The following is a 17,921-nucleotide window of genomic DNA, read 5'->3' as shown; positions in this document are numbered from 1 at the left end:
ATAGGTGTCAAATGGCAGGCGCAAAAGAGATTCGCAGCAAGATTGCGAGCATCAAAAGCACGCAGAAGATCACCAGCGCCATGGAAAAGGTGGCGGTCAGCAAGATGCGCAAGGCACAACAGCGCATGGCTGCCAGCCGTCCCTACGCGGAGCGGATCCGGCAGGTGATTGGCCATCTGGCCAACGCCAACCCGGAGTACCGTCATCCGTTCATGGTGGAGCGTCCGGTCAAGCGTGTCGGCTACATCGTCGTGTCGACCGATCGTGGTCTGTGCGGTGGCCTGAACATCAACCTGTTCAAGGCGCTGATCAAGAACATGAAGGAGTGGCACGATCAGAAGGTCGAAGTCGACCTTTGCGTGATCGGCAACAAGGGTGCGAGCTTCTTCCGCAGCTTCGGCGGCAACGTAGTCGCGGCCATCGGCAACCTTGGCGAAGCGCCATCGATCAATGATCTGATCGGCAGCGTCAAGGTCATGCTCGATGCCTTCCATGAAGGGCGTGTGGATCGCTTGTACCTGGTATCCAACAAGTTCATCAACACCATGACCCAGAAACCGACGGTCGATCAGCTGCTGCCGCTGGCGGCAGAAGCGAACGCCGAGCCGGTGAAGAAAGGCCAGTGGGACTACCTCTACGAGCCCGACGCCCAGCTGTTGCTGGATGCGCTGCTGGTTCGTTTCATCGAGTCCCAGGTCTATCAGGCGGTGGTTGAGAACGGCGCAGCCGAACAGGCCGCGCGAATGATTGCCATGAAGAACGCAACCGACAACGCCGGGGAGCTGATCAGCGATCTGCAACTGGTCTACAACAAGGCCCGTCAGGCTGCGATCACTCAGGAAATTTCGGAAATCGTCGGCGGCGCTGCCGCGGTTTAAGAACGGTTCAAATATTCAGAGGAACCAAACATGAGTAGCGGACGTATCGTTCAAATCATCGGCGCCGTCATCGACGTGGAATTTCCGCGCGATCAGGTACCGAACGTCTATGACGCGCTGAAAGTTCAAGGCGCCGAGACCACCCTGGAAGTCCAGCAGCAGCTGGGCGACGGCGTTGTCCGTACCATCGCCATGGGTTCGACCGAAGGCCTCAAGCGTGGCCTTGACGTCAACAACACCGGCACCGCCATCCAGGTACCGGTTGGTGCCGGCACCCTGGGCCGCATCATGAACGTCCTGGGCGAGCCCATCGACGAAGCCGGTCCGGTTGCCTGCGAAGAGCAGTGGGGCATCCACCGCGCGGCGCCGAGCTATGCCGATCAGGCGGGCGGCAACGACCTGCTGGAAACCGGCATCAAGGTCATCGACCTGGTCTGCCCGTTCGCCAAGGGCGGCAAGGTCGGCCTGTTCGGCGGCGCCGGCGTGGGCAAGACCGTCAACATGATGGAACTGATCAACAACATCGCCAAGGCGCACAGCGGTCTGTCCGTGTTCGCCGGTGTGGGTGAGCGTACTCGTGAGGGTAACGACTTCTACCACGAGATGAAGGACTCCAACGTTCTCGACAAGGTAGCGATGGTCTACGGTCAGATGAACGAGCCGCCAGGAAACCGTCTGCGCGTGGCACTGACCGGCCTGACCATGGCCGAGAAGTTCCGCGAGGAAGGCAAGGACGTTCTGCTGTTCATCGACAACATCTACCGTTACACCCTGGCCGGTACCGAAGTGTCCGCGCTGCTGGGTCGTATGCCGTCCGCGGTGGGTTATCAGCCGACCCTGGCCGAGGAAATGGGCGTTCTGCAGGAGCGCATCACCTCCACCAAGACCGGTTCGATCACCTCGATCCAGGCCGTCTACGTTCCCGCGGACGACCTGACCGACCCGAGCCCGGCGACCACCTTCGCCCACTTGGACGCCACCGTCGTTCTGTCCCGTGACATCGCTTCCCTGGGTATCTACCCGGCCGTCGACCCGCTGGATTCCACCAGCCGTTCGCTGGACCCGCTGGTGGTTGGCCAGGAGCACTACGAAGTGACTCGCGGCGTGCAGTACGTGCTGCAGCGCTACAAGGAACTGAAGGACATCATCGCCATCCTGGGTATGGACGAACTGTCCGAGCAGGACAAGCAGCTGGTGGCCCGCGCGCGTAAGATCCAGCGCTTCCTGTCCCAGCCGTTCCACGTGGCCGAGGTCTTCACCGGTGCTCCGGGCAAGTACGTGTCGCTGAAGGAAACCATCCGTGGCTTCCAGGGCATTCTCAATGGTGACTACGATAACCTGCCGGAGCAGGCGTTCTACATGGTCGGCACCATCGACGAAGCCATCGAGAAGGCGAAGAAACTGTAACTGGCGCGCCCGCTTGCGGGCGCCGATCCAGCCCCTGACCGAATCCGTTCGGGCCGGGGGCAGATTACCGAGGCATAAGTATGGCTATGACAGTCCATTGCGACATCGTCAGTGCGGAAGAAGAGCTGTTCTCGGGCCTGGTGGAAATGGTCGTCGCCCACGGCAACCTGGGTGACATCGGCATCCTGCCGGGCCACGCGCCGCTGCTGAGCGATCTCAAGCCGGGTCCCGTGCGGGTGATCAAGCAGGGTGGCGACGAAGAGATCTTCTACATCTCCGGCGGCTTCATCGAAGTCCAGCCGAACATGGTGAAGGTTCTGGCCGATACCGCGACCCGCGCCAAGGACATCGACGAAGCCGCGGCCCAGGCCGCGGTCAAGGCTGCCGAAAAGGCCCTGCACGAGAAGGGCGTGGATTTCGATTACGGATCCGCCGCCGCTCGCCTGGCCGAGGCCGCAGCCCAGCTGCGCACCATCGAGCAGCTGCGCAAGAAGTACGGTCGGCACTGATCGACCCGCGACTTCATCGCGCACGAGTAAAAGGGTAGCCTTGGCTACCCTTTTTCTTTTCCGCTTTTCCCGTTTCGCATCGGTCGCCGCCGACCGACCTTCGTTCAGGATCCGCCATGTCACTCGATATCGTCATTCTCGCTGCCGGCCAGGGCACTCGCATGCGTTCCGCCCTGCCCAAGGTTCTTCATCCTGTCGCCGGCCAGGCGATGCTCGCCCATGTCATCGAGACGGCGCGCAGCCTGAAGCCCAATGCCATTCATGTGGTGATCGGCCACGGCGCCGAGCGGGTTCGCGAGCAGCTGGCGGCGACGGACCTGAATTTCGTGGTCCAGGCCGAACAGTTGGGGACGGGGCACGCCGTGGCGCAGGCATTGCCCGCGCTCAGCGCCGAGCGGGTGCTGATTCTCTATGGTGACGTACCGCTGATCGAAGCGCAGACCCTCGAACGCCTGCTGCACAAGGTCGGCCAGCAACAGCTTGCGCTGCTGACCGTGGAGCTGGCCGATCCGACCGGCTATGGCCGCATCGTGCGCGACGGGCAAGGGGTGGTCCAGGCCATCGTCGAGCACAAGGACGCCTCGGCGGAGCAGAAGCTCATCCGCGAAGGCAATACCGGAATTCTCGCCGTACCGGGCGAGCGCCTCGGCGACTGGCTGGGGCGGCTGTCCAACAGCAACGCCCAGAGCGAGTACTACCTGACCGACGTGATCGCCATGGCGGTGGCCGACGGGCTGGTGGTGGCCACCGAGCACCCCGCCGATGCGATGGAAGTGCAGGGCGCCAACGATCGCATCCAGCTTGCCGAACTGGAGCGGCATTACCAGCAGCGCGCCGCTCGCCGGCTGATGGCCCAGGGCGTGACGCTGCGCGATCCGGCCCGTTTCGATCTGCGCGGCACGGCGAGCGTGGGTCGCGACGTGCTGATCGACGTCAACGTGATCCTCGAAGGCACCGTGGTGATCGAGGACGAGGTGCAGATCGGCCCCAACTGCGTGATCAAGGACAGCACCCTGCGCAGGGGCGCGATCGTCAAGGCCAACTCCCACCTGGAAGGTGCGGAACTGGGCGAGGGTGCCGACTGCGGTCCCTTCGCGCGTCTGCGTCCGGGTGCGGTACTGGCAGCCAGGGCACATGTCGGTAACTTCGTCGAGGTCAAGAATGCGCAGCTGGGCGAGGGCGCCAAGGCCGGCCACCTGGCCTATCTGGGCGATGCCGAAATCGGCGCACGCAGCAACATCGGCGCCGGCACCATCACCTGCAATTACGATGGCGCCAACAAGTCGCGCACGGTGCTCGGCGAGGACGTATTCATCGGCTCCAACAGTTCCCTGGTGGCTCCGGTGAATCTTGGCGACGGTGCCACCACCGGCGCCGGCTCGGTGATCACGGCGGATGTTCCGGCCGATACCCTGGCCCTCGGGCGAGCCCGTCAGGCGCTGGTGCCGGGATGGCGCCGGCCGCAGAAAACCCGGAAGTAACCATCGCGGCCGAGCCGCCGGGCTCGGCGCGCTTCGTCGGTTTATCCTCATCGCCACTCAAGGGATCGCGCATCCGGTCGATTTATTAAGGAATAACGACAAAGGACGCGATCATGCCCTCCCTCACTCGCCTGTCCATCCAGTGGAAGCTCACGCTGCTGGCCGGCCTCTGCCTCCTGTTGATCGTCGGTCTGCTGATTGGCGCTTCGCTCTATCAATCACGCCAGGCGGCGACGCTGGTCAGCGCCTCCAGCGGCGCTATGCTCGAAGAGTCGGCGCGTGACAACCTGCGGGCCCGTGGCGTGGCGCAAGCCCTGCGCATCGGACGGCAGTTCAACGATGCCTACCAGTACGGCCTGGGCTTCACCCGGCAGGTACTGTCACTGCGCGAGCAGGCCATCGAGCGGATGTCCAACGCGTTCGAGGTTCGCGAGGACCTGCATCATCAGGTTGAAACCGCGCTGCGGACAAATCCCGACCTGATCGGCCTCTACGTGGTGTTCGAGACCGACGCGCTGGACGACAAGGACGGCATGTTCATCGACAACCCTGAGATGGGCGGCAATGACAGCGGGCGCTTCGCGCTGTACTGGTCCCAGCGCAAGGTGGGCGAACTCAGCGCCGAAATCATGACGGAGGAAGAGCTCGCCAACACCACCCCGAGTATCAGTGGCGCCCCTTACAACGCCTGGTACAGCTGCCCGCGCGACAAGGCCCGGGCCTGCCTGCTCGATCCCTACTTCGACGAGGTGGAAGGCAAGTCGCTGTTGATGACCAGCATCGCTTTTCCGTTGATCGACGACGGCAAGGTGCTGGGCGTGGTGGGCGTCGACATCAGCCTGGCTTCGCTGCAGCAACACAGCCAGGAAGCCAACCAGGCGCTGTATCAGGGCGAAGGTCACCTGAGCGTGATCAGCCCGGCCATGCTGCTCGGGGGGCACAGCCGCGACGCCGGTATGCTCGGCAAGCCGCTGAGCGCTGCGTTCGGCGCGCAAAGCGAGGCGATCGGTCGCGCGGTCGCGGCGGGCCAGGTGGCGATGCTCGAGGATGAAAAGATGCTTCGCGTGCTGCAGCCGGTGCAGCCGATCGCCGAACTCGAACCCTGGGCGGTGCTGCTGGAAGTGCCACGGCAGGTGCTGCTCGAACCGGCGCAGCGTCTCGAACAGACGCTGCAGGCCCAGAGCCGCAAGGACACCATGATCGCCCTGGCCATCGGCCTCGGCGCGGTTCTGCTGGGCCTGGCGCTGATGTGGCTGACCGCACGGGGCGTTACCCGGCCCATCGAAGGGGTGGCGGCGATGCTCAAGGACATCGCCAGCGGCGAGGGCGATCTCACCCGGCGCCTGGCCTACACCCGTGACGATGAACTGGGCGCGTTGGCCGGCTGGTTCAATCGCTTCCTCGACAAGCTGCAGCCGACCATCGCCGATGTGAAGCGCTCGGTGCAGGACACCCGCAGCAGTGCCGATCAATCGGCGGCCATCGCCAGCCAGACCAGCGATGGCATGCAGCAGCAATTCCGCGAAGTCGATCAGGTGGCCACGGCCTCGCAGGAGATGAGCGCCACTGCGCAGGATGTCGCGCGTAACGCCGCGCAGGCGGCCGAGGCGGCACGCGATGCGGACCAGGCCACCCACGAGGGGCTTGGCGTGATCGACCACACCACGCAGAGTATCGGCAGCCTGGCCGATGGTCTCAACCATGCCATGACTCAGGTCGAAAGCCTGGCTGCCAGCAGCGAACAGATCGGTTCGGTGCTCGAGGTGATACGCGCGATCGCCGAGCAGACCAACCTGTTGGCGCTCAATGCGGCCATCGAAGCCGCACGGGCAGGCGAGGCCGGGCGCGGTTTCGCCGTGGTCGCCGATGAGGTGCGCAACCTGGCCCGCCGCACACAGGAATCCGTCGAGGAAATTCGCCAGGTCATCGAGCGACTGCAGACCGGCACGCGCGATGTGGTGACGGCGATGCAGGACAGCAGCAGCCAGGCCCAGGGCAGCGTCGACCAGGTGGGCGATGCGGTGGCGGCCCTGCGCAAGATCGGCGATGCGGTGGCGGTGATTTCCGAGATGAACCTGCAGATTGCCAGCGCGGCCGAAGAGCAGAGTGCCGTCGCCGAAGAGATCAACCGCAACGTTGCGGGCATTCGTGACGTTACCGAGTCGCTTTCCGGCCAGGCCGATGAATCCGCTCGGGTCAGTCAGGCTCTGAACGAACTGGCCAATCACCAGCAGAAGCTGATGGGCTATTTCCGCGTGTAATGCCCCGGCGGGAGTTGACGGGACTGACAGATTAGGTTTTGATTCGCACCTTTATCTTTCGAATCGAAACCTTCGTATGTCGAAGCGCAACACGCCGCAACGTCGTCACGCCATCCTCGCGCTGCTCAACGAGCAGGGCGAGGTCAGTGTCGACGCCCTGTCACGGCGTTTCGAGACCTCCGAGGTCACCATTCGCAAGGACCTCGCCGCGCTGGAGAAGAACGGCTTGCTGCTGCGCCGCTATGGCGGCGCGGTGCCTCTTCCGCAGGAACTGATCGGCGATAACACCCAGCCGGTTTCCCCCGCCAAACAGGCCGTTGCCCGCGCGGCGGTCGGCTGCATCCGCGAGCACGCGCGCATCATCATCGACAGCGGCACCACCACAGCGGCGATGATCCCGCAACTGGGCTACAAGCACGGGCTGGTGGTGATGACCAACTCGCTGGGCGTGGCCAATGCCCTGCGTGAGCTCGAGCATGAACCCGTGCTGCTGATGACCGGCGGCACCTGGGACCCGCATTCGGAATCCTTCCAGGGGCAGGTGGCCGAGCAGGTGCTGCGCTCCTATGATTTCGATCAGCTGTTCATCGGCGCCGATGGCATCGACCTCGAGCGTGGCACCACCACCTTCAATGAATTGCTCGGCCTGTCGCGGGTAATGGCCGAGGTGGCGCGCGAGGTGATCGTGATGGTCGAGAGCGACAAGATCGGCCGGCGCATTCCCAATCTGGAGCTGCCCTGGAGCGGCATCCATACCCTGATTACCGACGAGCGTCTCTGTGTCGAGGCGCGTACCAGCATTCAGGCCCGCGGCGTCAAGCTGATCTGTGCGGCCATCGAAGACAACCAGGAGATCTGAACATGTGTGGCATCGTTGGCGCCGTCGCCGAGCGTAATATCAGTGCGATTCTGCTCGAGGGGCTCAAGCGCCTCGAATACCGTGGTTACGACAGCGCCGGGATCGCCGTGCTGGATGCCGCCGGCCAGCTGCAAAGGCTGCGCCGCTCGGGCAAGGTCGCCGAGCTGGAAAGCGCCCAGCGGACGGCAGAACTGACCGGGCGTCTGGGCATCGCCCACACCCGCTGGGCTACCCACGGCGCGCCTTGCGAGCGCAACGCCCACCCGCACTTTTCCGGTGACGACCTGGCGGTGGTGCACAACGGCATCATCGAGAACCACGAAGCGCTGCGCGCCCAGCTCAAGGCTCTCGGCTATTCATTCGCTTCCGACACCGATACCGAAGTCATCGTGCACCTGCTGAAGCACAAGCTCGGCGAGTTCGGCGATCTGACCGTCGCGCTCAAGTCCGCGGTCAAGGAACTGCACGGTGCCTACGGCCTGGCGGTGATCAGCGCCAAGCAGCCCGACCGTCTGCTGGCCGCACGCAGCGGCAGCCCGCTGGTGATCGGCCTGGGCCTGGGCGAGAACTTCCTCGCATCCGATCAGCTGGCGCTGCGTCAGGTCACCGATCGCTTCATGTATCTGGAGGAAGGCGACATCGCCGAAATCCGTCGCGACAGCGTGCAGATCTGGGATGTCGACGGCCAGCCGGTGCAGCGCGAATCCGTGCAGTACCACGAAGGCGCCGAGGCGGCGGACAAGGGCGAATACCGTCACTTCATGCTCAAGGAAATCCACGAGCAGCCCAAGGTGGTGCAACGCACCCTTGAAGGCCGCCTGGGCGACAGCCAGGTGCTGGTGCAGGCGTTCGGCCCGCAGGCCGCCGAGCTGTTCGCCAAGGTGCGCAACGTGCAGATCGTCGCCTGTGGCACCAGCTACCACGCCGGCATGGTCGCGCGTTACTGGCTCGAAGAGTTGGCCGGCATTCCCTGCCAGGTCGAGGTCGCCAGCGAGTTCCGTTACCGCAAGGTGGTGGTGCAACCGGATACCCTGTTCGTCACCATTTCCCAGTCCGGCGAGACCGCCGATACCCTGGCCGCCCTGCGCAACGCCAAGCAGCTCGGCTACCTGGCCAGCCTGGCGATCTGCAACGTCGGCATCAGCTCGCTGGTGCGCGAGTCGGACCTGTGCCTGCTGACCCAGGCCGGGCCGGAAATCGGCGTCGCGTCGACCAAGGCCTTCACCACCCAGCTGGTCGGATTGATGCTGCTGACCCTGGCGCTGGGCCAGGTGCGCGGCACTCTGGCGGCCGCGACCGAAGCCGATCTGGTGGCCGAGCTGCGCCGCCTGCCGACCCGTCTGGGCGAGGCCCTGGCGATGGATGCCACCGTGGAGAAGATCGCCGAGCATTTCGCTGAGAAGCACCACACCCTGTTCCTCGGCCGTGGCGCGCAGTACCCGGTGGCGATGGAAGGTGCGCTCAAGCTCAAGGAAATTTCCTACATCCATGCCGAAGCCTATCCGGCGGGCGAGCTCAAGCATGGCCCGCTGGCGCTGGTGGATGCCGACATGCCGGTGGTCACCGTGGCGCCGAACAACGAGTTGCTGGAAAAGCTCAAGTCCAACCTGCAGGAAGTCCGCGCCCGTGGTGGCGAGCTGATCGTCTTCGCCGATGGCGCAGCCGAGATGGAAAACGGCGAAGGCACCTACGTGGTGAACATGCCGCACATCCACGATGCCCTGGCGCCGATTCTCTACACCCTGCCGCTGCAACTGTTGTCCTACTACGTCGCCGTGCTGCGCGGCACCGACGTGGACCAGCCGCGCAACCTGGCCAAATCCGTCACCGTGGAGTGAACGCCTAGTTGGAACGCTTTTTTGCTGGCTTCACGGAATAAAGATTGACACAAAATAATAAAGTCTGACACAAGCTATTATAGTTTGACACTAACCGTAAGCCCCTGTATCTAAAAGGGTTTTCTGTTTTTATGCTAGGCCGTTCGTCAGGAGCCGCTGCCTTAATTTTCAGCAGGAGTATTCTGGAAAGCCCTACGACATGGCAGCTTGTTAGCTCATGTTTTCCTATAACTACTCTCTTGCCGAACGAGGGGAGCGGTCCGGACGGACTTAGGAGGGCGGGTGCGAGGTCGTAGGTTTGCTTCAAATCAGGATATCGAACGGCACATCGCCAATGGGTTTGGAGCTGGCGCCGGAGCTGAGTATGTGCCTTGGTTACGTGTTCAGGATGTCCCTTCGATGGGGCGTTCCTGGAAAATCCAAGGTGTTAAGATTGATCGAATTCATCACCTCTTATCCGACCTTGAACGGGCGTACTTTTTACTCTGTGAGTTTTCAGAGGACGTTGTAGATATCCGCGAGCAGTATCCCCTACTGCCGGTGGAGAGCACCCAGGCGATCGCCAGGGCTATCGGTGTACGGTATCCAAAATACAAAACGACCTCTGTTCCTATGGTAATGACCACTGACTTTTTGCTGTCTGTAAAGCAGCCAAATGGAGACGTAAAGTCCGTTGCCAGGACGATCAAATACGCGAAAGACCTTCAAGGAAAAGGCTGTGCTCGCACGTTAGAAAAACTCGAAGTCGAGAGACGGTTCTGGGTGAGCCAAGGTGTAGACTGGAGCATCGTAACGGAGGAGTTGTTTACGCCCGATTTGATCCTGAATCTCGTATTTCTTCGCAAATTTGCCAAATTGCCTCGTGCCTTGATGGATGTCCCGCTGCATTTGCAATTCATCGAGATACTTGAATCAATAAAGGGTTGCCCTTGGTCAACGTCGGAGAGCTTGCGCAAGATTGGACACCGATTATCCATACCGTATACCGATGCTCGCGACATTTTCTTTAATTTGATCTGGCGGAAAACTATTAGGATTGAATTAAGTGGTGCGCCGTTACAGCTCAAGTCACCTTTGCCAGACTTCAGTGTTTTTTATCCCACTGAAATATCCACACTGAGCGAGAAGTCGTCATGAAAATTTCAGTTAATGACGTCTTTGAGCCTGTCACGGAACTCTCCTTGCTCTCTACTATGGCGAGAGCAATTCACCTCGACGAGAAGCACGACGCACTGATTGTTATGGATCTAACGGATCCTCCTAGGAAGCCGTATTCGATTGGTCTTGAGGAATTCAGGGTGTCATTGGTATCAGGCGATACAAAGCCTGTGGTGATGGCAGTGCCAGAATTTCTACTGGTTTTGGAAGAAGATCTCGACGAGCGCGCGAGGCGTGATAGAGACCAAAAATGGGCTCTGATTGCGCCACTTTTGGACCCGGCCTATCCAGGGCAAATATTTGTTCATGGCGAGATGGGCCGATTGGTAAGTGATCGCGCCGCTGAGGCGGGTGTGCAGCGTAAAACGCTATATCGTTTGTTGTATCGATACTGGTTTTACGGGCAAGTAAGAAATGCGCTTCTTAACAACTATTCTGCTGTAGGTGTTGGGAGTCGTAATTACTCCGCTGATAAGCCGCCGGGACGAAAGCCAAGGTTTCAAGGGGTGTTAGTGTCGCCTGCCAAATTACTAAGCGATATCGACAAGAAGTGTATCCGAGTTTGTTACGCGCTTTACGTAAAGAACAAGAAGTCGACGATTGATAGCGCGTACAACAAAATGCTCAATAAATATTATTCGGAGAAGCGGCTTTCTAAAAATCCCGAAAACGAGGTCGTATTGCTTCCTCAATCTGAAATTCCGACGTTTAACCAGTTTAATTATTGGGGAAAGCAGTTCTTTGATGATACCGAGACTGATCGTGGACGCATGGGGTTGACGAAGTGGCTGAAGGATTGCCGTCCATTATCCGGTACCGTCCGCGACTGGCTTAGAGGTCCTTGTCATCAATTCGAGATCGACGCGACCATCGCTGACATTTACTTGGTCAACAGCTACTCCCGACGAATGCTTATCGGTCGCCCCGTGGTGTACATCGTAGTCGACAGTTTCTCAGGGATGATCGTTGGCCTTTATGTAGGCCTTGAGGGGCCTAGCTGGAACGGAGCTCGACAGGCGCTGTTCAACGCGTTCACCTCCAAGGTGGAGTTCTGCGCGCAAAACGGTGTTGATATCACTCCTGAGGATTGGGACTGTCGTCATCTGCCACATCAAATCTACGCCGATAGAGGTGAAATGTTGGGGGCTGCTGCTGAGGGGCTCGCGTCTGGCCTGGGTATCGATATGGGGACGGCCCCGCCATACCGACCGGATTGGAAACCGATGGTCGAGAGCCGCTTCGGCATCCTGAACGACTTAACCGGTATTAGGTGGCTCCCCGGCGGAGTAGCAGCCCGAGAGAAGGAACGCGGTGAGCGTGATTATCGGCTCGACGCGACGCTGAATTTGAAGGAGTTCACCCAAGTCCTCATCGAGTGCATTCTTCACTACAACCGTTTCCACCGACAGCCGGATCGTCTTACCCAGGCGATGATGAACGATGGCGTGGAGCCCACTCCGATGGGGATTTGGCGGTGGGCGTTAGAGAACGACCTTATCCAGCCTAACAAGCGACCTGACGAGCTGATTTATCTCAATCTGCTGCCTCGGGAAAGGGCCACCGTCCAAAAAGGTGGCGTGTTGTTTCGCGGCATGCATTATCTCTGCGAGATGGCTATCGAAAAAAACTGGTTCGCAAAAGCGCGTCGCAATGGCGTCTGGGCGATTGATTGCTGGTTTGATCCGAACTCTGCGGCGCACATCTGGATCCAGGACGAGAACAAGGAGTTCCTGCGTTGCGACCTGCGGAGGTCGGATGCGAAGTATGCGGATTATCGCTCGGACGAGATCTACGACCTCTTGGAGGCCTACAGGCAAGTGCCGCCAGCTCACAAACGAGCTGAACGGGAAAGCCAAGTTGGCTTGGTCGATAAAGTTGAGCAAATTGTCGGCAATGCAATGGCCGAGAAAAAGCTTGAACCCGCAGCCGGCTCTAAGGCTGAAGCAGTGGCTAATATCCGCGAGAATCGTACGGAAGAGCGGTTATTGGAGCGAGAGCAAGCGACTGTACCTGACGGTATACGTGCGGATCCCGTTCAACCTGATGCTCAGAGCCCTTCCATTGTCAGAGAGTCGTACGCTGGGCCGCGCACCGCGCAGGTTATCGATTTACTCAAAAGAGTTCGCCCGGGGCAGCCCAAATGAGAGGTGCTAAAGCTCTTGCGAGCTATACGAAGCAGGCCATCACTGAGTACGCGGGAAACCCTCTGATCGAAGCGCTGCCACCAATTCTTGACGAAGCGGCGGCTGCCGAGCTGATATCAAATTTTCCCCAGCCGGTAGCACCTGAGGAGCTAGAGCTCGACGGGGCAATGCGGATTCACTGTATTGATCGCTTGAGGACGGTTGTGCAGCCGTTTCTGCTGCACCTAGAGCTAGAGTCCCTGTTATCTCTGCTGATCCGTCGTGGATATGTTGGCCGTAATCCAACTAGCGCCTCCACAGTCAGGCACCTGCATTCTTTGTCAGGGGCTCAGCGCTATCACGATGCTTTCAAATCAACAGCTGACACTTTCAGCGTTGTGGGACTGAGTGGTATTGGGAAGTCCACCGCACTGCATGCCATTTTAAGCTTGTACCCTCAGACGATCCGACATGAGCGTTATGAGGGTCAGCAATTCGTCCACACCCAGATCACCTGGCTCAAGCTTGATTGTCCACGAGATGGCTCGTTGGCTGGATTTTGTCAGCAGTTCTTCCACGCGGTTGGCCAGGCACTCGGCGATCAGGACTACCACAAGCGCCACCGGCATCGAAATATCAACGATGCGCTTCAGCAGATGGAACAGGTAGCCAGCACGTTTTTTATCGGCGCCTTGCTCATTGATGAGCTGCAGAACCTTCACCTGGCCAAGACCGGGGGTAAGGAAAGCATGCTGAATTTCTTCCTTCACCTGGTGAACAATATCGGTATCCCGGTCGTGTTCATCGGGACGAATTCGATGGTCAGTCTGTTCTCGGACGTAATGCGTGTCGCCAGGCGCAGTTGCGGTGGGGGGATGATCGAGTTCAAGCGCTTCGAGAAGGAGGATGACGAGTGGCGTTTTCTGGTCGAGAACCTTTGGAGCTATCAGTGGTGCAAGCAGGCGGCTGAACTGACTCCTGAGATTTTTGACGCGCTGTACGAGCACACCCAGGGTGTGACTGACTTCCTGGTTAAGTTATTGGTGCTGAGCCAGCGCTATGCAATTCAGAGTGGCTCCGAGTGTCTGACTGCCGAGACGATCGTCAAAGTAAGCAATTCCAAGATGCAAATACTCAGGCCAGCGCTATCGGCTCTGCGTAGTCGCGACCCTAGTCGCATGCGCAAGTTCGACGACCTGCTTCCCATAGAGGAGCAGTTGATGGAAATGATGGCGTTCAACGGACTTGGGCGAGCAGACCGTCTCGCTTTGCTTCGAGGCGTAACTCCAGCTGCACGGGCAAATACTGCGTTACCGGAAGCTACTGTGAGCAAACCTAATGCGCCTTCAGCAGTTGCCGTGGAGGCTTCTGAAGCGAAGGTGTTCAGCGAGCATCCCGACACCCTTGCAGAACTGAAGTCAGCTGGCTGGATAACCAGGGATCTCTTCGAGTTCTCGCCGGCCTACCGCCGATTATGATTCGAGGGTCGTGTAATGGAGCTGAAATTCCATTTCTTCCCTGCTGCGTTCCCCGACGAGACGCTTCACAGTGTCCTATCCCGCTATGCCCGGCTTTGTGGCGGGCATAGCCGAAAAGCCGCTTTCGCTGGCGATAGGGCTGCAATCTCATACACACAGAACGTAGCGTTTCCCTGTCGATTGGGTGACTTAGCCGAGTCACTTCCACCTGCCACGGATCTCTCGGTATCCAAAATAATTACATGCCATACCGTTCTGCCCTATTACGCGCCCTTTCTCACCGACGATCAGGTGCGGCATGCTCGTACCTCAATGGCCGGGGCCGGCAAGTGGCTGATGCTGAAATTAGGAGTCAACGCCAGTCGGATCGAGGTCGCTTCGAGAGTACGATTCTGTCCTGCTTGCCTCAATGAGGATATCGTTCGGGTTGGCGCAGCGTACTGGCACCGTGTTCACCAGCTTCCCGGTGTATTGGTATGTCCCCACCACGGCCATTCGCTCAAGGTGGTGGATCCCAGTTGGTATAGCCGCAACTCATGGCAGCTCCACCTGCCTGACGAAGACGATGTACAAGCTCATTCATATCAGGTCGATGCTGATCTGGAGGCTTATCCAGTGCTGCGTCAAATAGCGCTCCGATCAATGCAATTGCTTGCGCTAGACCTCAAACCTCTTTCACCCACTGCAGTGCGCTCTTGCCTTGTTCAAAGAGCTGTAGAGTTAGGCCTGACCCATGGCGCATCGCACCGGCTGGATCTATGCCGTTTGGCCGCACATATGGCCGGCGTTTTCAACGCTCTGCCTGCAGCTTGGGAATACTCGATTCTAGGAGAGTCACCCGCAGATCTACCCGCGACTTGGGTCACCAAGCTGCTACGGAGGCCAAGGCATACGCACCACCCACTCAAATACATTGTGCTGGCCACCGCCCTTGGGGTTGATCTGGCTCATCTCCAGTGCAGCGACAAACCATCAACGCCAGCTGTTAAGCGATCATCGCCAACTGGTGTCGGCTACCCAAAAGCGAAACTTTCTAAGGCCCTGCTAGAGGGGCTAGAAGGCTTACCTGCTGCTGTTTGGGAGCTAGCACTTGCAGGGTGCGAGGCTCGGCAGATCGCCTCTGTGCTTGGAGTCTCCCAAGTGTATGTGTATCGAACCATTCGTGCCGTCGATGGCGGCTCGCAGGTCTGGAAAGACGCAAGATTTCAAAGCAAGCGCCTCAGGCGCCGAGCAACTTTCGAGGTTGAATATCGGGGCCTGCAAGCTCACCAATGCAAAGATTACATGTGGCTGTATCGCCATGATCGAAACTGGCTCTCAGGCTGCATCGCCAAACATGCAGGTGCTCATACAAGCCGCGCTGATAACACCGATACATTCGCTACTCTCGACGCGAATCTTGCTGAACAGATCAGGTGCTGTGCGCAGCGCCTTCGAGCAGGATCGGGAAAGCCTATTTTGATCTCTCGCGCTAGGATAGGGCGAGAGCTGCATGTCCTTTCACGCCTTGAGAAACAACTCTCCAAGCTACCCCTTTGCGCCAGAGCACTGGAGCAGACGTGCGAGTCTATTGAGGAGTTTCACGTTCGTCGCCTGCAATGGGCCAAGGAGAAGCTGGCAGACGAGCAGCGAAGCGTAACCCGGTCAGCATTGTATCGGACTGCTTGCATCAGACCGTAGTCACGTGCACCACTGCGCGGCACTGTTTCACTTTTCTTCGTACATATTTTTAAGAAAGTGTGAGCCTTCGTAAGACCCTCATTAGGGTGTGGCTCATGATATTGCTGGTGCAAACCTGAGTTAACTGCTTTTCGCAAAAAAGTGTGAGAGTGCAAAATTGGTGTGGCTCCTGTTCGCCATATTTACGTGTGCTTTTAATATACTTACTCTGTAAAACCTTATGTTATGTGTTAAAAATACGCCGCGTCGCAGAATGCGTGTACTTCCAAACATTATCTCGTTAGTTAATTATCGATGTCTGATCTGCTATTTTTCCCCATGTCCATGCCGGACGAGATGTTGCATTCTCGTATCACGCGCTACCACTTCCTTTCAGGTAACAGGACTGCAGCTGAAACCTTCCAAGACCTGTTTGGCTCGGCACCCTTCAGCGTAGGGCTCCTGCCAAAGCAGATTGAAGTGCTTGCTGCCAGACTACCTGGTGATCCAGAAAGCAATCTCGACGAGCTGATCTGTACCAATACGATGTTTCCAGCTTACAGGCCCTTTCTAGGGGTCAGCCAAGGGGTGGAGAATGCCCCAGCAGGCTCCAGTTTATTTGGGGTGGCTCGTATTCCCCGCCGAGAGGGTGCGGTCCACGGGAAGGCTAAGCTCTGCTCCACCTGTGTGCAGCAGGATCTGCTTGAAACGGGGTACGCATACTGGCATCGCTCACACCATTTGCCTGGTGTGTCAGTCTGCTGGCGTCATGGTGAGCCGCTGATTCACGCGTGCCCCAAATGCTCTCACCCGTTCTTCCGTAAGCTTCGGCTACTTCCAAATCCGACTGATCCGTGTGTATGCGGCTGGAGCGCTCTCGATCCTGCGACAGTTAGGCAGGGCACTGTGCTGGAAAAGAATTTTGCGCAGTTCGCCTACGAAGTACTGCAGCGTAAGTTTCCGCTAATGAGTTGTGAAACGTTAGGTGCAAGTTATGTACGACAATGCAGAAAGCGAGGTTTCGTACACGGAAACCTTGTTGGTACTGCGAAACTATTTGACAGTATCCGCACGAAATATGGAGATGAAGCCCTGTCTCGAATGGACAAAGCTTATGAAGCAGGTAAACACGATCAATGGATACGGTTTAGATTTTACAATGGCCAGATGGATATGCCCCTCGCCCGGCATATGATCATTGCGCAGCATTTATTTGGGAGCGCGGATGACTTTGAGTCCGCCTTGCAGAAAGAACTCATTCTTCAGCACGCGGCAGGTGCAAAATTACGTTTAAAGTTGGAAAAGCCTCAGCTTGGTAGGAAGGCGCAGCATCGTCAGAAAATAGACACGATCTTGGCTGTACGAGCGAATGTCGATTTGGGGTATCTCTGGGATAACGCTTACCAAGCCACCCGCTGGCTTACGGAGCACGACAACGCATGGTTGATGGAGAAGCTCAGTACGCCAAAGCACGTACCTGAAGTAGTCGAGGAGGTTAGCGATCCCCGAGACAGCGCGTTTGCTGCCGTTCTTCTAGCGGGTGCTGAGGATCTTTATCGAATTTCCAAAGGACAGAAGCGGGTTAATCTCAGTAATCTGCAGAAACTCCTACCCGTGCGTTTACCTCCCTGCCCAAAATTACGTAAACGTAGATTCCCCTTGGCTTCTCAGCAGGCTGAACTCCTCATGGAGTCTGTTTGGCACTTTCGATTGAGAAGGCTAATTTGTGCTCTTGCCGATATGAAGAGGCTAAAACTTCCGATGAACACTGGAAGCCTGGGTCTGGTTTCCAGCGTGTCGAACACTATTTTTCAAACCCTCGTCAGTTTTTTTGAGTGGGACTTGGAGGAGTTTTTAAGAAACGGCGTGGACTCAGAAAACCTGCTTAAGTCCACTGGTGTACCAAGGGATTGGCAGGGACCTCCTGACTTCAACCGGGTTCTGGGAGGTACTGCATACTATCGGAATAAGGCTGTAGCTGGGCAACTGGAAAAAAGCAGCGGTGAGTGAGGGGCCTGTGGCGCTGCCCCTGTTTCGGTTCAAAGTGACCTGCTCTATTACCCACCCGCTCGGCACACTATCGAATGGCTGGTATTCGGCCGCCGCACACCGGTGAGGTTGAATAGGCCTGCCAGCCCCCGTAGGTGCACCATTAGAGCAAGGAATTTTCCAGCTTCGCAATGAAGGGGCTAGAACTCTCTAGAGTGGGCATTATAGGCTTTTATAGTCAATTATAGAGTGAATCACCCCGGGTTTCGTGGAGGCCTCAA

The 17,921-nt window shown here is 58.4% G+C and carries 12 protein-coding genes; all 12 read left to right on the top strand.

Features of this window, described 5'->3' with window-relative positions; all coding sequences use genetic code 11:
* The first annotated feature begins 11 nt into the window (after positions 1 to 11).
* The gene (atpG, locus tag EA795_RS19445) at positions 12 to 878 is read left to right on the top strand and encodes a F0F1 ATP synthase subunit gamma (protein WP_014854668.1); all 867 of its coding nucleotides are present in this window, start codon (positions 12 to 14) and stop codon (positions 876 to 878) included.
* Between the two features lie 30 nt (positions 879 to 908).
* On the top strand, positions 909 to 2,285 hold the full coding sequence (atpD, locus tag EA795_RS19440; protein WP_065984669.1) for a F0F1 ATP synthase subunit beta: 1,377 nt from the start codon (positions 909 to 911) through the stop codon (positions 2,283 to 2,285).
* An 80-nt stretch (positions 2,286 to 2,365) separates the two neighbouring features.
* Positions 2,366 to 2,794 (top strand): F0F1 ATP synthase subunit epsilon, encoded by a 429-nt coding sequence (locus EA795_RS19435; RefSeq protein WP_014854666.1) that lies wholly within the window; start codon positions 2,366 to 2,368, stop codon positions 2,792 to 2,794.
* A 116-nt stretch (positions 2,795 to 2,910) separates the two neighbouring features.
* Positions 2,911 to 4,275, top strand: a complete 1,365-nt coding sequence (gene glmU / locus EA795_RS19430) for a bifunctional UDP-N-acetylglucosamine diphosphorylase/glucosamine-1-phosphate N-acetyltransferase GlmU (protein WP_122079046.1) — start codon at positions 2,911 to 2,913, stop codon at positions 4,273 to 4,275.
* Positions 4,276 to 4,388: 113 nt separating this feature from the next.
* The gene (locus tag EA795_RS19425) at positions 4,389 to 6,536 is read left to right on the top strand and encodes a methyl-accepting chemotaxis protein (protein ID WP_122079044.1); all 2,148 of its coding nucleotides are present in this window, start codon (positions 4,389 to 4,391) and stop codon (positions 6,534 to 6,536) included.
* Between the two features lie 76 nt (positions 6,537 to 6,612).
* Positions 6,613 to 7,395 (top strand): DeoR/GlpR family DNA-binding transcription regulator, encoded by a 783-nt coding sequence (locus EA795_RS19420; protein ID WP_058073713.1) that lies wholly within the window; start codon positions 6,613 to 6,615, stop codon positions 7,393 to 7,395.
* A 2-nt stretch (positions 7,396 to 7,397) separates the two neighbouring features.
* Entirely contained in the window at positions 7,398 to 9,233 is a 1,836-nt protein-coding gene (gene glmS / locus EA795_RS19415) for a glutamine--fructose-6-phosphate transaminase (isomerizing) (protein WP_122079043.1), read from the top strand.
* A gap of 282 nt (positions 9,234 to 9,515) precedes the next feature.
* Complete coding sequence (locus EA795_RS19410; RefSeq protein ID WP_036997997.1) at positions 9,516 to 10,370, top strand: TnsA endonuclease N-terminal domain-containing protein; 855 nt, start codon at positions 9,516 to 9,518, stop codon at positions 10,368 to 10,370.
* Positions 10,367 to 12,535, top strand: coding sequence for a TnsB C-terminal domain-containing protein (locus tag EA795_RS19405; RefSeq protein ID WP_003290891.1), 2,169 nt, complete (start codon positions 10,367 to 10,369; stop codon positions 12,533 to 12,535). Before EA795_RS19410 ends, EA795_RS19405 begins: the two co-directional genes overlap by 4 nt.
* The gene (locus tag EA795_RS19400) at positions 12,532 to 13,992 is read left to right on the top strand and encodes an AAA family ATPase (RefSeq protein WP_003118400.1); all 1,461 of its coding nucleotides are present in this window, start codon (positions 12,532 to 12,534) and stop codon (positions 13,990 to 13,992) included. The genes EA795_RS19405 and EA795_RS19400 overlap by 4 nt, the downstream gene beginning before the upstream one ends.
* A gap of 15 nt (positions 13,993 to 14,007) precedes the next feature.
* Complete coding sequence (locus EA795_RS19395; protein WP_023121734.1) at positions 14,008 to 15,672, top strand: TnsD family Tn7-like transposition protein; 1,665 nt, start codon at positions 14,008 to 14,010, stop codon at positions 15,670 to 15,672.
* 294 nt (positions 15,673 to 15,966) lie between these two features.
* Positions 15,967 to 17,661, top strand: coding sequence for a TniQ family protein (locus tag EA795_RS19390; protein WP_023121733.1), 1,695 nt, complete (start codon positions 15,967 to 15,969; stop codon positions 17,659 to 17,661).
* Positions 17,662 to 17,921 lie beyond the last annotated feature (260 nt).

Origin of the sequence: Stutzerimonas nitrititolerans, assembly GCF_003696285.1 — a bacterium.
Lineage (GTDB): Bacteria > Pseudomonadota > Gammaproteobacteria > Pseudomonadales > Pseudomonadaceae > Stutzerimonas > Stutzerimonas nitrititolerans.
The sequence above is the reverse complement of the archived record's forward strand: the minus strand, read 5'-3'. Positions and strand labels throughout refer to the sequence as shown.

Excerpts from the sequence above, each read along its gene's own strand:
- atpG (WP_014854668.1), top strand. The coding sequence starts at position 12 with ATGGCAGGCGCAAAAGAGATTCGCAGCAAGATTGCGAGCATCAAAAGC.
- atpD (WP_065984669.1), top strand. The coding sequence starts at position 909 with ATGAGTAGCGGACGTATCGTTCAAATCATCGGCGCCGTCATCGACGTG.
- EA795_RS19435 (WP_014854666.1), top strand. The coding sequence starts at position 2,366 with ATGGCTATGACAGTCCATTGCGACATCGTCAGTGCGGAAGAAGAGCTG.
- glmU (WP_122079046.1), top strand. The coding sequence starts at position 2,911 with ATGTCACTCGATATCGTCATTCTCGCTGCCGGCCAGGGCACTCGCATG.
- EA795_RS19425 (WP_122079044.1), top strand. The coding sequence starts at position 4,389 with ATGCCCTCCCTCACTCGCCTGTCCATCCAGTGGAAGCTCACGCTGCTG.
- EA795_RS19420 (WP_058073713.1), top strand. The coding sequence starts at position 6,613 with ATGTCGAAGCGCAACACGCCGCAACGTCGTCACGCCATCCTCGCGCTG.
- glmS (WP_122079043.1), top strand. The coding sequence starts at position 7,398 with ATGTGTGGCATCGTTGGCGCCGTCGCCGAGCGTAATATCAGTGCGATT.
- EA795_RS19405 (WP_003290891.1), top strand. The coding sequence starts at position 10,367 with ATGAAAATTTCAGTTAATGACGTCTTTGAGCCTGTCACGGAACTCTCC.
- EA795_RS19400 (WP_003118400.1), top strand. The coding sequence starts at position 12,532 with ATGAGAGGTGCTAAAGCTCTTGCGAGCTATACGAAGCAGGCCATCACT.
- EA795_RS19395 (WP_023121734.1), top strand. The coding sequence starts at position 14,008 with ATGGAGCTGAAATTCCATTTCTTCCCTGCTGCGTTCCCCGACGAGACG.
- EA795_RS19390 (WP_023121733.1), top strand. The coding sequence starts at position 15,967 with ATGTCTGATCTGCTATTTTTCCCCATGTCCATGCCGGACGAGATGTTG.